At 34.6% G+C, this 13,664-nt stretch carries 16 protein-coding genes; 4 read left to right on the forward strand and 12 right to left on the reverse strand.

What is annotated here, in order from left to right; all coding sequences use genetic code 11:
* Window positions 1–58 precede the first annotated feature (58 nt).
* Both DN394_RS26995 and DN394_RS27000 read right to left on the reverse strand, forming a co-directional pair.
* The gene (locus tag DN394_RS26995; RefSeq protein ID WP_098705605.1) at window positions 59–385 is read right to left on the reverse strand and encodes a winged helix-turn-helix transcriptional regulator; all 327 of its coding nucleotides are present in this window, start codon (window positions 383–385) and stop codon (window positions 59–61) included.
* A 205-nt stretch (window positions 386–590) separates the two neighbouring features.
* Window positions 591–935, reverse strand: a complete 345-nt coding sequence (locus DN394_RS27000; protein ID WP_000860818.1) for a winged helix-turn-helix transcriptional regulator — start codon at window positions 933–935, stop codon at window positions 591–593.
* 402 nt (window positions 936–1,337) lie between these two features.
* On the opposite strand from DN394_RS27000, the gene DN394_RS27005 reads away from it, so the two are divergent.
* Together DN394_RS27005 and DN394_RS27010 are read left to right on the forward strand one after the other, a co-directional pair.
* Window positions 1,338–2,348: an aldo/keto reductase gene (locus DN394_RS27005; protein WP_098084788.1), complete on the forward strand. Its 1,011-nt coding sequence runs from the start codon at window positions 1,338–1,340 to the stop codon at window positions 2,346–2,348.
* A gap of 80 nt (window positions 2,349–2,428) precedes the next feature.
* Entirely contained in the window at window positions 2,429–2,845 is a 417-nt protein-coding gene (locus DN394_RS27010) for an SRPBCC family protein (protein ID WP_098084790.1), read from the forward strand.
* Between the two features lie 235 nt (window positions 2,846–3,080).
* On the opposite strand, the gene DN394_RS27015 is transcribed toward DN394_RS27010, so the two are convergent.
* Genes DN394_RS27015 through DN394_RS27025 form a run of 3 tightly spaced genes read right to left on the reverse strand, consistent with a single transcriptional unit; the run spans window position 3,081 to window position 5,358 of the window.
* Window positions 3,081–3,908, reverse strand: a complete 828-nt coding sequence (locus tag DN394_RS27015) for an MBL fold metallo-hydrolase (protein WP_098084793.1) — start codon at window positions 3,906–3,908, stop codon at window positions 3,081–3,083.
* A gap of 25 nt (window positions 3,909–3,933) precedes the next feature.
* A complete protein-coding gene (locus DN394_RS27020) occupies window positions 3,934–4,491 on the reverse strand; it encodes a DUF7010 family protein (protein WP_097918141.1) in 558 nt (185 codons plus the stop codon).
* Window positions 4,492–4,518: 27 nt separating this feature from the next.
* Window positions 4,519–5,358 carry a phosphotransferase gene (locus DN394_RS27025; RefSeq protein WP_097918142.1) on the reverse strand — a complete coding sequence of 280 codons (840 nt, stop codon included), beginning with the start codon at window positions 5,356–5,358 and terminating at the stop codon, window positions 4,519–4,521.
* Between the two features lie 175 nt (window positions 5,359–5,533).
* Between DN394_RS27025 and DN394_RS27030 the strand changes: the two genes are divergently transcribed.
* Window positions 5,534–5,743 carry a hypothetical protein gene (locus tag DN394_RS27030; protein WP_098084794.1) on the forward strand — a complete coding sequence of 70 codons (210 nt, stop codon included), beginning with the start codon at window positions 5,534–5,536 and terminating at the stop codon, window positions 5,741–5,743.
* Window positions 5,744–5,774: 31 nt separating this feature from the next.
* Here DN394_RS27030 and DN394_RS27035 read toward each other — a convergent pair whose 3' ends face one another.
* The 7 genes from DN394_RS27035 to DN394_RS27065 all read right to left on the reverse strand — a co-directional run bounded on the left by DN394_RS27035 (window position 5,775) and on the right by DN394_RS27065 (window position 11,766).
* On the reverse strand, window positions 5,775–6,674 hold the full coding sequence (locus DN394_RS27035; RefSeq protein ID WP_149294424.1) for a PhzF family phenazine biosynthesis protein: 900 nt from the start codon (window positions 6,672–6,674) through the stop codon (window positions 5,775–5,777).
* An 11-nt stretch (window positions 6,675–6,685) separates the two neighbouring features.
* Window positions 6,686–7,462, reverse strand: coding sequence for a GNAT family N-acetyltransferase (locus DN394_RS27040; protein ID WP_141545465.1), 777 nt, complete (start codon window positions 7,460–7,462; stop codon window positions 6,686–6,688).
* A complete protein-coding gene (locus tag DN394_RS27045) occupies window positions 7,459–8,163 on the reverse strand; it encodes an SDR family NAD(P)-dependent oxidoreductase (RefSeq protein ID WP_098705603.1) in 705 nt (234 codons plus the stop codon). The genes DN394_RS27040 and DN394_RS27045 overlap by 4 nt, the downstream gene beginning before the upstream one ends.
* Window positions 8,160–8,723: a GNAT family N-acetyltransferase gene (locus tag DN394_RS27050; RefSeq protein ID WP_098705602.1), complete on the reverse strand. Its 564-nt coding sequence runs from the start codon at window positions 8,721–8,723 to the stop codon at window positions 8,160–8,162. Before DN394_RS27050 ends, DN394_RS27045 begins: the two co-directional genes overlap by 4 nt.
* A gap of 159 nt (window positions 8,724–8,882) precedes the next feature.
* Window positions 8,883–9,431, reverse strand: a complete 549-nt coding sequence (locus DN394_RS27055) for a GNAT family N-acetyltransferase (protein ID WP_147786468.1) — start codon at window positions 9,429–9,431, stop codon at window positions 8,883–8,885.
* Window positions 9,432–9,597: 166 nt separating this feature from the next.
* On the reverse strand, window positions 9,598–11,100 hold the full coding sequence (locus tag DN394_RS27060) for a class I adenylate-forming enzyme family protein (protein ID WP_098705600.1): 1,503 nt from the start codon (window positions 11,098–11,100) through the stop codon (window positions 9,598–9,600).
* 132 nt (window positions 11,101–11,232) lie between these two features.
* Window positions 11,233–11,766, reverse strand: a complete 534-nt coding sequence (locus tag DN394_RS27065; RefSeq protein WP_141542921.1) for an NAD(P)H-dependent oxidoreductase — start codon at window positions 11,764–11,766, stop codon at window positions 11,233–11,235.
* A gap of 124 nt (window positions 11,767–11,890) precedes the next feature.
* On the opposite strand from DN394_RS27065, the gene DN394_RS27070 reads away from it, so the two are divergent.
* Window positions 11,891–12,214 carry a winged helix-turn-helix transcriptional regulator gene (locus DN394_RS27070; RefSeq protein WP_046957878.1) on the forward strand — a complete coding sequence of 108 codons (324 nt, stop codon included), beginning with the start codon at window positions 11,891–11,893 and terminating at the stop codon, window positions 12,212–12,214.
* Window positions 12,215–13,664 lie beyond the last annotated feature (1,450 nt).

A 13,664-nucleotide genomic window follows, 5' to 3' on the forward strand; every position in this document is an offset into this window, starting at 1 on the left:
CACTATTCGGGTTCACTTCACGTCATTAGGTGGTGTTTCAATATTACATATATAGATTTCATTTAGCTTTACTATTTTTTCTATCTATGCATCGTTCTCCCCATACTGTTAATTGGTTTAATACATTTTGTAAAGACCAACCATAATCCGTTAAGGAGTATTCTACTCGAGGTGGAATTTCTGTATAGATTTTACGTGTAATCACACCATCTTCTTCTAGCTCACGTAATTGCTGCGTCAACATTCTAACAGAAATTTCAGGAATCAGACGTTGCAACTCACTCGTTCTCTTTGTCCCTTTCGTTAAGTGACATAAAATAACGACCTTCCACTTTCCCCCGATAATTTCTAAAGTCGCTTCTATCGGTATATTATATTGTTTCACTCGTGCTCCTCTCCTTTTTTCTAAATTTCTTCTCTATTGTTGCGTAAAAATAAATAATTTTCTATACGGCACATTTTAGTTCCTACAGCACAAAAAAGTACCTATATTACTAAAAAGTAATTATGCTACTTAAAAAATCTCCCTATATATACATGACAAAACAACAAGAAAAAAACGAACATATTTTTGTTCGTTTTTTTCTTGTTTATTCAGCTGCTGTTATGAGCATAGATGTGTTCCCATTCTTGTCGAGATGATTTTCTCCCCAGTGACAAAGAGAATCGAGTATAGAATCTAAAGAATGACCGTAATCCGTTAAAGAATACTCTACTTTTGGCGGCACTTGGTTATACACTTTTCTCTCGATTACACCATCTTCTTCTAATTCACGTAATTGTTGCGTTAACATCTTTTGTGTAATACCAGACATTAATTGTTTTAATTCGCACGTTCTCTTTTTGTCTTTCTTTAAATGACAAAGGATAACTACTTTCCACTTCCCACCGATAACCTCTAAAGTCGCCTCCACAGGAATATTGTATGTTTTCATATAAAAATCTCCTTTAATAATGTTATAAGGCAAGTAAGCTAAAGATTTAAATATTACTTTTAAGTATCTATAGCACCTTAAAGTACGTACTTTTTATTGTGTTAAACATGTTTCATAATAGCATACGTAAACAGTAAATGAGTAGTACGGCACTAAAAAGTACCTGTATTACTTTTAAGTATCTATATCACTTTAAAGTACGTACTTTTCATTATGTAAAATACATTTCATAATAGCATTTGTAAGAGTTGAGTGAGTCATGCAGTATTAGAAATTACATTTTAGTACCCGTACTTTAAAGTGAGTATTTTTATCATGCATTTTGTCAGACGATGAAATGCTATATATTGATTTTCAAAATCAGTAATCAATTTTCAAATACATTTTAGGAGGATATTTATAATGAGTAAATTACTAAAAGAAAAAATCGGTTTTGGTACAGCACCACTAGGAAATATGTACCGTAATATCCCAGAAGAAGAAGCAATCGCTACAGTGGATGCCGCTTGGGAGAATGGTGTTCGTTACTTTGATACAGCTCCACTTTATGGATCTGGTTTAGCAGAAATTCGTCTTGGTGAAGCACTATCAAAAAGAAATCGTGATGATTACTTTTTAAGTACAAAAGTAGGTCGAACGATTTCAGATGAACTAGAAGATCCATCTGCACGTGATTTAGGTGAAAAAGGCGGACTGTTCGAATTTGGTCGTAAAAATAAAATGATCAATGACTACAGCGCAGATGCAACACTTCGCTCTATCGAGCAAAGTTTGAAACGTTTAAAAACAGATCGACTAGACTTTGTTTTCATTCATGATTTAGCACAAGACTTTTATGGTGATGAGTGGATTTCACAATTTGAAATTGCTCGAACAGGAGCATTCCGTGCGCTAACACGCTTACGTGAAGAAGGCGTCATTAAAGGCTGGGGGCTTGGAGTAAACAAAGTAGAATCGATTGAACTTATGCTTGATTTAGAAGAAGCGAAGCCAAATATCTCCTTACTAGCTGGTCGTTATTCATTACTAGACCACGAGCGTGCATTGCAACGAGTAATGCCGGCAGCTGTAAAGCATAATATGGATATTGTCGTTGGTGGCCCATATAGCTCAGGTATTCTTGCTGGAGGTGCTCACTTTGAATACCAAAAAGCATCACCAGAAATTATTGCAAAAGTTGAGAAAATCAAAGCTCTTGCCGATCGTCACGAAATTAGCATCAAAGCTGCTGCATTACAATTTTCACTAGCAAATCCAGCAGTTGCTGCCGTTGTTCCTGGTGCAAGTAAACCGGAACGAATTGTAGAAGACCAAAATGCATTAAACACAGTAATTCCAGCAGCATTCTGGGAAGAAATGCGCGAACAAAAACTAGTAGCACCTAATGCACCACTACCAATCAACGGAAAATAAATTGAAACCTTAATCAGTGGGGCAATCCCCCCACTGATTATTTACTCGCAAATATCGGGATAAAAAGGAGCGTAATGAACATGGCACATACTACTACATCTATGGAAATTTTCGGTTCACCTGAACAAGTATGGCAATTAATCGGAGGCTTCAACTCCCTTCCAGACTGGTTACCTTATATACCTAGCAGTAAATTAACTGAAGGCGGTCGTGTACGCCATCTAGCTAATCCAGATGGCGATACAATTATAGAGCGCTTAGAAGTATTCAATAATAAGGAACGCTACTACACGTATTCAATCATGAATGCACCATTCCCAGTCACTAATTATCTATCTACAATCCAAGTTAAAGAAGGTACCGAAAGTAATACATCGTTAGTAGAGTGGTCAGGTACGTTCACTCCTGTAGAGGTTAGTGATGAAGAGGCAATTAATCTGTTTCATGGCATCTATAGCGATGGGCTCAAGGCATTGCAGCATGCATTTCTAGATTGAGCTATTAAAAACAAAGAAAAGCAAAGCGATATCGCTTTGTTTTTCTTTGTTTTTAGGTATATGAAATTATATCGACGATTTTTCAAATATATCGTTCACAGCTTGAAATATATCAACGATTTTTTCAATATATCGACGTTTCGACAAAGGATATCGACTTACCGACAAATAACGACATTTCAGCACTATAAAAACAGCAAAGCATCCAATGCTTTGCCGCTTATCAAATTACTTTTTACGTATGAAACAACTTTCCTTCTACCGCCTTAATATATCTTTCAGCAGAACGTTCAACTGCCTCATTTGCATTTTCTTTTACTACTCGATGAAAAGCGTTGTATAAACGATTAAACTGTAACGGCTTCACTCGATTCACCATTTCCTCCACTTTTCTCGCTGGTAATGGAATTAAGTTTGGATAGCTGTACATGAAACTCACCCATCGCTCATCTGCTACAACTTGAATAATATCACCTGTTAACAAAATCCCTTTTCCATCATTACCTTCTTCCCAATGTAAGACAGATCCTCCTTTAAAATGGCCACCTAAACGATGAATGACCAATCCATCAGCTAATTGTAAAGACTCACCAGACCAGTAAATAATACGACTACTCGGGCGCATTACCCAGTCTTTATCATCTTCATGTATATAAATTGGTACATCGAATGTCTCAGCCCATTCTACTTGTGTTGAATAATAATGAGGATGAGACAATGCAATTGCATCTAATCCGCCAAGCTCTTTTATTTTCGTAATTGTCGTTTCATCTAAATAAGTAATACAGTCCCATAGTAAGCGATATGACCCTGTTTTCACTAAAAATGCCGTTTGACCGATCGCAAATCCTGGTTTTGTCGTAATACTATAAAGCCCGTTCTCCTCTTCGATTATTTCATTTTTGTATGTATCATCTGTTTGCAAGTTTTCTAAAGTCGTCCAAGACTGCCCCTTTGGGTTAACATATTGCCTCTCTTCATCACAAATGTGACAACTCACCGGTTCTTCTACACCCGCTGCATACTGCACGCCACACGTTGTACAAACGAAATTTTTCATCATAATTCCCCCTATCCCTCTATTTTTATTAAGCTGATTTTTGTTGATAATAATCCGATTTTTTATTTTCAATTAATAAACTTATAAAAGTAAGTAAATAGACAACTGTAACTGACAATGGAATTACAGTGAATCCTTTTTCCTCAAAAAGAATCCCGCAAACTGACGTTACAAATACAGTCCCTACTGACAATAAACCATAACTTTTACTTTCATAAATCCATATGTACGGTACAAAATGAACACCTATTAACATTGCTACTACAAAAGGTAACCATTCTGGAAATTGAAAATAGGCAAGTAATACAAGCGGAATATTCAATACATTTATCCCACCAATTAATCCTGCCAAAACCCCTAACGGATTTCCTTTCGCAAACATATCAATTTTCAATATAGCAGCTATCATTAAGCCAAAAGGAAATACACAGCCCATACCGATTAAATATACCCATACCACTTGTTTTTCAGAAAGAACAAAGCCCGTTATACTCATAACAACCCAAAATAAAACTCCAGCTAATATAATTGGCAAGCCTCTCTTCGTTTTCACTGCTAAATCCTTTTTCGCTTCTGAAACATTCATCTCACCATCTCCCCAAAAATATTTGTGCTATAAAGTAGCCTCAACCTCGTCCATCCAATAACGCCAAGCTGCTAAATAATCTTCTAAATCTTTCGGATGGTGCCTTAGACACGTATCTATACGCAAATATAAGCCAATAACTATTTCTTCATATAACTCACTGTCTTTTTTACGAAATACACATTGTTTCATCGCATAATTAATTGCTTCTTTCGTTAAATCTTCCGGAGTTGAACAAAACGCGTAAATTAAATCGTATATAGGATCTCCTAACACTGGTAAGGGATCAATTACACCGTTCAGCTTATTTCCTTGAAATATAAAATTATGGAATCCAAGATCACCATGCAATAAAAATGGCTGATTTATTCCAGCGTCCTTCTTTGCTAGTTTAAGAACAATTCTATACTCTTCTTTACTTATGTAACGTCTTACATTTTCATAAGCTTCCATCACATTTGTCGTTAAAAATTCATTCCAAAATTGAACCGGACTTTCTTTCCATCCCCAACCATCTTTACCTGAAACTATTTCATACTTATTAATAACTTCTTTTACAAGGGTACTAAGCGTAATTCGTTTATGTCCCTGTTTGCACGAAGTACTACCTTCAAGGAAAGAATACACAATATATGTATGTAAAGGCTCCTTATACAAAAGCTTTGCAAACAAATTATTTCCTTCATAAAAAGAAAGAAAATTAGCTTCTTCACGTATTACTTCCGCTTTATTCAGCTTTACAACGTATTTTCCATCCAACAAATATACAGTACTTGTCGTTCCTCCGTTCAACGCTTTTACGTTATTTGGATAACGTGAAATAACTTCCTCCTTAACTAGTTGTGTAGCGATTACTGAAATGTCCATTCTCCCACCCTTTAATTCCGAAGATTCCTTCAATTCAAAAGACAACTTTACTATTATTTGACAAACAAATAGGAAACCCCTTCCAAAATCATAATATAACAAAAATTCATTTACTTTTACATTTCAAAAATAAGGAAATACTAACAACAACGTTACATACATATAGGAGGACGCTATGAAACCTGAATTTTTAAAAGCTGTACATGATGCAATCGGAAATGTCGAACATATTCATATAGAAGAAAGTGGTGCTGACAGCTTACTTATCCATCATGATGATGCACAGCGGTTAAAACAAGTCGCTGAAACGTTAGAAAATAACAATTTCCGCTCTGCCTTAAGAACAACTGGAGATGCTTCGTATATTGAAGTATTGAACAGATAATGAAAGTCCGGACGTATTCCGGGCTTTCTTTTTATATTGAAACTTCAAACTCTTTCACATACACCGCTGTTCCAGCAATATCGATTTGTAAATTCTCATTTTCTACATCTTTCGTTACATATACCGTTACACGACCATCTTTATTCATTTCCTGTCCCTGTTCAACGATTAATTCCATTTCATGGCCAAAATCTTTCTCCAAATACGTCGCATAATACGCTCCCATTACACCTGAAGCTGTTCCTGTCACTGGATCTTCAATCGTTCCAGCATAAGCTGATGAGAAATGACGGCCATGCATTTGTACCTGCTCATCATAAGTTTCTAGACAAACTGGATGAATAGAAGCATTAGGGATTTCTTTTAATACCGCTGGAAATACATCATTATGAGGTTTCATTCTCTCACATGCATCTAGATTTTTAATCGGTACAATTACAGTCCAGTTCCCCGTACTTCCATAAACAATCGGTAAACTTACATCTAAATCGTTTACTTCTAAACCAATACTATGAGCTAATGCTTCTGTTGAACCTGCAAAATCTTTAAACTGAGGTGCTGCCTGCCCCATTTTAATAAAGGTTTCTTCATTTTCATTTACAACTATTTGTACTGGTAAAATCCCGGCCTTCGTTTCAATCGTAAGGTTTGCTTTCTCTTCTAATAAACCTCTTTCACGCAAGGCATACATAGTCCCAACTGTCCCGTGTCCACATAAATCCATTTCATAATCAGGTGTAAAATAACGCATTCTTATATCCGCTACTTCTGAAGAAAGAACGAAAGACGTTTCGTTAAATCCAACTTTTTCAGCAATACGCTGCATTTCCCCTTCCGTTAATCCATCCGCCTCTAATACAATACCTGCTGGATTCCCCATATTTGGTTTATTTGTAAATGCATCGTAATGAAATACGTTTATAGTCTTCATTTTCTTTTCCCCTAACCTTCTTTAAAATTTTTATAATAAAGCTCTATCTCCGTTTTCACCGAACAATTATTTCTCCAAAATATCCTCTGCATCTTTTCATTTGAAGTATGTGTGCTTCCGATGTAATAAGTAGCCCCCATTTCCTTTAACATATGTAAAGATTGAAGATGCAATTGGGAAGCAATTCCTTTCCCACGATAATAAGGCATTACTCCAAAATAAAATAATCTTCCTTCACTTTCTGTTCCAGTTTCTATATGCGGTATGGACATACCAATCGGCTCATTTTTATCATAAAAAACAATACATGACTTTTCCCAGCCCTTACCTAACTCTGTTTGTACAGAATAAAAATGTTCATCGATAGTTAAAATTGAAGTTTGATTCCCTGAACCCGACATACATTGTTCCCAAGTATGTTTAAATTCTTTTTCCGATAACGTTCCTTCTGCTATTGATCGATATGTATATTGTCTTTCAAGTTCTTCTACATTGTTCAATTCTCTACATACTTCTATCTTTGCGGCATACAAAGAAAAACCGGCATCAAGTAACACTCTCACACTTGAGTTATAACTACTAAACCTTTTGTTTAATACAATACTCGCTCTTTTTAACTCCCAATTAAAACAAACCTCTTCAAATCTACATATCTTTTCTTTATATGTTTGTACGTTATAAAAAACATCTTCTTCTATTTCTTCAATTGTTACTGCATTCGGTAAGCCATTTAATACTTTTTTAGAGGGACCAAACAGATTCTGAATGATTGCAAGATCGTATATCACCACTTTAATTCACCTACACCTGGCTCAATAAACTTCCCTGAAACATCCTCGTTTGAATCTATTACCCAATCATATATATTTTTTGCTCCTTCAGCCGGAGTCATATTCGCATCAAAAGCACCAATGTCAGTCTTTAATTTTCCAGGGTGAATAGCAGTTACACGAATTCCTTTATGCTCAAACTCTTGTTGTAAGCATAGTGTTAACATATTTTGTGCAGCTTTAGCAATTCGATAAGAATACGAAAACTGCCCTTGCGGAAACTCTTTGTTCGCCATTTTATGCAATGAGCCCAATCGAGAGGACACATTTATGATTCTCGGATGATCCGATTTAGCTAAAGCCACATATGTACCTTTTATAGCTCGAATTACACCTATGCAATGAATATTAAATACGTCCGTTAACTCTTCTGAATTCGTATGTAAAACCTCAGTCTCCTTTCCAGTAATTCCTGCGTTATTTATAACTAGATCAATATACTCTGTATATTCCTCAAGCTGATTTTTCATTTGCTCCGTACTCTCATCAATCGATAAGTCTGCCAATATAGGAAAACATCTACAACTAAACATTTGCTTCAATTGCGTTACCGCAACCTCAGTTCTAACTAATGGATAAACGATATGCCCATTTTCATAAAATACTTTTACTAACTGTAACCCTAACCCGCGATTTCCCCCTGTAATTAGAACTCTCATATATCCATCTCCTTATTTTTAAAATAAATAAGAAAGTCCATCCATTTACCATTCTCTAAAGAAAACGCCTCTCTCTTGCATTCAAAAGAAAAACCTGTTCTTTCCGCAAGACGAACGGATGGTTCATTATCAACACGTATATGTAATTCGATTCTATGAAAATGAAGACTATTAAAAAATAACGAGATCGCAGCTTTCACACTTTCCATGCCATATCCATTTTTCCAATATTGATTATGTATGGAATACCCCATCATCGCCCATTGATAGTCCATACGTAAAATTTTAATCAGCTCTATCTTACCAATATTAGCTCCGTCTTCTTTACGAAAAATACCTAATACATACATCTCATCTCGATATGCTGCTTCATCAAAGCCTCTTATCCATTCCGTGAACCATTCTTTAGTTGATGATGCCATAACTTGATAACCATCGTCATATTTATACTGTGATGGTAACCTCTTATTAAATCCATCTAACCAACTTTCATAATCATCATTTTGGAATGGACGGATCATAAGTCTCTCTGTCTCTACCTGTAATAGCGGCAGCTTCATTTACATCTCTTCCCTTAATTAATATTCGAATATTCTTTATTATCTTACACAAAATACAAAATCTAGTAAATTATTATGTTTTTAATAAACAAGGTTCTATTAAAATACAAAAGGAAACCCTGTTCTGAAGGGTTTCCTTTTGTCATCACACTACCAATGTTATCTATGATTTAAAACGGTATATTCTGTCTTTAATATTCCATAAACATCAACATCTTCATATGTATTTAATAAAAGTCTATTCTGTCTCAATGAGCCTTCTTTACGTAAACCCGACTTTTCTAACACCTTAATCGATGATCTGTTCCTCGAAATAGCAGATGCCCAAATTTTGTTTAGACCTAATTCGATAAAGCCAAAATAAATCATCCTGTTTACAGCCTCGGTTGCAAAACCCTTCCCCCAATAATTCTTACCAATCCAATAACCAAGCTCACCTCTATTGTTACCTTTATCAATTCTTAGTGTAATTGTACCTACAATTTCTCTTGATTCTTTAGAAATGATTCCTAAAGGGTATTCGATTCCTTTCCTTATAAGTTCTGGTTGCATATCAACCCAATCTTGCGCGAACTTCAATTTATATGGGTGTGGGAGGCCAAGAATATTGGCTAATTCCTTGTCATTGGCCAATTCTTTTATTCTACATACATCATCATTGGTAAAAGGTTCTATACATAAATGCTCAGTTTCTAATTTTATAGCCATATTTTCTCCCCCTTGTACTGAAATTAATTAACTTCCTTTATTTTCAATATTACACTAAAAATAAACAAAAAGTTTCAAATATTAACAATACCCACTAACAAAACCATAAACAAAAAATCCAGTCATGCTCACTGCATAACTGGATTCCTCATCATCTAATCTCTTTTTATTTTACAAGTACATCTTCCCTTAATTCCCTCTTCAACACTTTTCCTAAAGCATTTTTCGGCAATTTTTCAATAAATACAACTTCAGGTACTTTATAGCTTGCTAGTTTTTCTTTACAATGCTGTATAATTTCTTCTTCCGTTAAAGGCGTTTGCATATCTTTTACAATATACGCTGTCGGAACCTCACCCCAAAAGTCATCTGAAACTCCAACTACTGCAACTTCTAAAACACCGTGTATTTCATGAATAACATCTTCTACTTGATCTGGATATACGTTGTCACCACCGCGTATGATAACATCTTTATATCTTCCCATAATATGCAGGAATCCGTCGTCATCTATCATGCCAGCATCGCCCATGTTAAACCAACTATCTTTTACTACCTTCTTTGTCGCCTTTTCATTATTCCAATACCCTTTAAACATGTATGGACTTCTTACATGAATTTCTCCGACTTCATTTGTTGTTAGTTCATCACCTGTTTCTGGATGAACAATTTTTAATTCTACATGTTTAAGAGTTTTTCCTACAGAAGACATCTTTTCTTTTCCCATCATTGGATGCCATGAAGTTACGACCCAACCTTCTGTACTCCCATATCCTTGCACCATATATATCCCTTTTTCCATATATTTTTGAATAAGTGTTTCTGGCACTTTTGTTCCACCGCTTTGTGCTACTTTAAAAGTTGAAATGTTACGTTCTTTTTTATTTAGTTCATCAAGCATATAGCTATAAACAGCTGGGAATGCAAGCATCGTAGTAATTTTCTCTTCTTCAATCTTATCCCAAATAAGAGTAGGATTCACATCAGCTAAGAAAATCATCGTAACGCCATGATAAATGCAATTTAAAATAGAAAGTACTCCACTCATATGGAACAATGGATGCACGGATAAAAAGCGTTCACCTGCTGGAAATTCTCTTTGGCCCGCAATCTCAGCAAAATAATGATGTAAGTTTTTATGTCCAATTACACATGCTTTTGCCTGCCCAGTCGTTCCTGAAGTAAATAAGTAAATCGCATCATCCTCTTCATGAACTTCTACATTCGGTTCTGTACTTGGCTGTTCTTGCAATGTTAATTCAAATGAACCAAAACCTTCTTCTGTCGTTTCAATTACATATGGAATTTCTTTAACAGCATCAATCTTTAATAAAACTTCATTAAATTTTTCATCAATAACTAACACTTTTAATTTTGCTTCTTTTACAATCGTTTCTAATTCATAAGCAGTAAGCTGATGATTGAGCGGAATAAATACAGCCCCAATTTTTAAACTTGCCATCATAACGCTTGGAAACGGATGATTATTTTTGCATAGTATTCCAATACGGTCTCCTCTTTGTACACCGTTATGTAACAAATAGTGTGCAAGCTGATTTACTCGTTCATTATACTGCTGAAACGAATACCTTTTCTCTCCCCCTACAAGCGCTTCCAAATTTGGTGATTGCATTGCTCTTTTTTGTAATAATTTTTGCATCGTTCTCAAGTAAAACTCCCCTTTATATATGTTAGGTTTTTATTTTACCAGATTAACTATTAATTTACTAAAGATTACACTTAGTGAATATAAAATTTATAAAAATAGCCATCTACTTAACAAGTAAATGGCTATTTCCTCTTATATATTCGAATACTGCTTATTCATCACATATCGTACATACTCAGGTGCACTTTTATCAATCTCTTCATCACTTAGTTTATATTCTGCACCATATAAATAAAACGAAGGTATAAATTTCATGTCTGTATATAAGCACGTAGCTTGAAATGGTTTCGTCAACTCATCCATCGTAATTCCGCTATTTTCATAGTCTTTTTCTAATCCACCGATAGAAATAGCTAGACCAAATTCTTTCCCTTTCACTTTATCTCCTTTTGATCCGTACGCAAATCCATATGTTAATACATCGTCAAACCATTTTTTTAATAATGGTGGTGTGCTGTACCAATAGAGCGGAAATTGAAATATATATCTGTCATGTTCTACTAATAGTTTTTGCTCTTCCTCAATATTAAACTCCCAATTCGGTGCCACTTTATATAATTCATGCACCGTAATTTCATCTGAATGTTTCTCAAGTTCTTCAATCCATCTTTTATTAATTTTTGATTTTTCAATATCAGGATGTGCTACAATTACAAGTGTTTTCATCATCTTCCATCCCCTTTATAAATTATTCAATCCTTTACGTATTAGTATGAATGAGTCACATATAATTGAAAAGTACGTACTTTAAAGTGCTATAGGAACCTTAAAGTACCTGTGGAGGTGTTATATGAATCAAAATGATGACTGCCCAATTGCAACGACACTCGATGTTATCGGCGGAAAATGGAAAGTTTATATTTTATGTGTTTTGATGGATGGAAAAATGCGAACAAATGAAATTAAACGAGAAATTCCAAACCTTACACAAAAAGTTCTTACACAACAACTTAGGCAACTTGAAGCTGATGGGATTATCCATCGTACTGTATATCAAGAAGTACCACCAAAGGTTGAGTACACACTAAGTGAGCACGGAAAATCTTTAATGAAAATTATGAATGAACTATTTGAATGGGGAAAAGGTCATCAGATCAAAAGATTACATGACTAACAGAACATTACCGTCTTTATTAAATCTTCTACATTCATATTAGTAGTTCAATATTTCTACTGGAATTTTATATTAGAGGGACTCCAACAACTCGTAATTTAGAACCCTAAATCTTTCAGAAGTAAAAAACAATAACATTCATCTATAAATACTCTTTATAACAAAAGTATCCTATACTTTTCACCTTATATTTAACTCGGACACTTTTTATTAATTGAACCGCATCCTAGTTGTTAGACATATAATCAACAATTTGAGATGTGGTTTTATTATGCCTAGAAAAATACAGGTTATCTCATAGTCATAGTAAAACATCGTCACTGCATTTGACACTATATATATTGATCACCGCTAATCTTTTAAAATATCCCCTTATGAATGTATCCTTTTGCGAATTATAGCAATAACAAATATAAATTACCGTTATAATAATCTGAAGTGGAATGTGCACAAATATCGGGACTTTCTTCAATCCTAGTTCTACATGCTCCATATAATTAACAGCAATAATAAGTGATAGATGGACTATAATTGTTTCCTGTTTTCGGAATTCACTTCATATAAAGAAACATCTTTAATACTAATTATTTTAATAGCACTCTTTTCTTAACTGTCACCCTAGTAACTGGGCGATGGAGTTTCTTTTTTTGGGAGCTTACTGCCTAGTTTTATAAGTCGGATAACAACTTCCATCGCTTTTTTAAAATTACTACAGTAGACAAAACACTTTGCAAAGAGTGCCTGTACACGGCGTTTTTTTACGTATATTTACCAAATGGCGTTTTTATTAAAAAACTTCTCACATTTAAATTGGACAAGCATATTTTATTATATAGGGAATCCCTACTCATAGAAAACTACCTTTCTAATCTAAGAGCACACATATATGTGTGCTCTTAGACTGTTTACAATGAAATAAAGAATTTATTAATTCACTATCGGAAAAGTACCCATAATAACATCTTTATATTTATCTATTGTTTTTTGATTTTTATAAAACTATATTATTTTGGAGTTGGTTAATACGTTACAAAAAACTGACCGTGTAATCATTATGGTCCCTCCATTTTCACAAGTGTTTGTTACATTTTACTCATCATCAGGAGAACTTCTTTCATCAAAAGTCTTATCTAATACCTCTCCACATCCTGTATCAATGTATGCACTTAATGAAATTGAAAGCGAATTATTTGAAGTCGAGTTAAAACCACTACTACTTCAATAAAACTACGAATAGCGGAAAGACCTTTACAACTCCCACATGGAACTACAGCATTAGCATTTTTAGCCAAAATAGCACAAGCAGAAGAAGCTGCAGCCTTTAATGCAAACGCCATTACATATCAACGCTACCCAATGGCTACTGCTGCAGACACCCTATATAGATTTAACTACACACTTACTATGTAGACTTCTCCTAGGAACTTCATTTTAGTTTCCAAGGAAACTA

The organism is Bacillus sp. BB081 (assembly GCF_008368895.1).
Taxonomy (GTDB): Bacteria; Bacillota; Bacilli; order Bacillales; family Bacillaceae_G; genus Bacillus_A; species Bacillus_A wiedmannii.

Bases quoted from the DNA above. Each gene is read 5' to 3' on its own strand.
- DN394_RS27035 (WP_149294424.1), bottom strand. From the start codon at position 6,674: ATGAAGACTATAAACGTATTTCATTACGATGCATTTACAAATAAACCA.
- DN394_RS27015 (WP_098084793.1), bottom strand. From the start codon at position 3,908: ATGATGAAAAATTTCGTTTGTACAACGTGTGGCGTGCAGTATGCAGCG.
- DN394_RS27065 (WP_141542921.1), bottom strand. From the start codon at position 11,766: ATGAAAACACTTGTAATTGTAGCACATCCTGATATTGAAAAATCAAAA.
- DN394_RS27025 (WP_097918142.1), bottom strand. From the start codon at position 5,358: ATGGACATTTCAGTAATCGCTACACAACTAGTTAAGGAGGAAGTTATT.
- DN394_RS27055 (WP_147786468.1), bottom strand. From the start codon at position 9,431: ATGGCTATAAAATTAGAAACTGAGCATTTATGTATAGAACCTTTTACC.
- DN394_RS27010 (WP_098084790.1), top strand. From the start codon at position 2,429: ATGGCACATACTACTACATCTATGGAAATTTTCGGTTCACCTGAACAA.
- DN394_RS27030 (WP_098084794.1), top strand. From the start codon at position 5,534: ATGAAACCTGAATTTTTAAAAGCTGTACATGATGCAATCGGAAATGTC.
- DN394_RS27005 (WP_098084788.1), top strand. From the start codon at position 1,338: ATGAGTAAATTACTAAAAGAAAAAATCGGTTTTGGTACAGCACCACTA.
- DN394_RS27070 (WP_046957878.1), top strand. From the start codon at position 11,891: ATGAATCAAAATGATGACTGCCCAATTGCAACGACACTCGATGTTATC.
- DN394_RS27050 (WP_098705602.1), bottom strand. From the start codon at position 8,723: ATGAAGCTGCCGCTATTACAGGTAGAGACAGAGAGACTTATGATCCGT.
- DN394_RS27045 (WP_098705603.1), bottom strand. From the start codon at position 8,163: ATGAGAGTTCTAATTACAGGGGGAAATCGCGGGTTAGGGTTACAGTTA.
- DN394_RS27000 (WP_000860818.1), bottom strand. From the start codon at position 935: ATGAAAACATACAATATTCCTGTGGAGGCGACTTTAGAGGTTATCGGT.
- DN394_RS27020 (WP_097918141.1), bottom strand. From the start codon at position 4,491: ATGAATGTTTCAGAAGCGAAAAAGGATTTAGCAGTGAAAACGAAGAGA.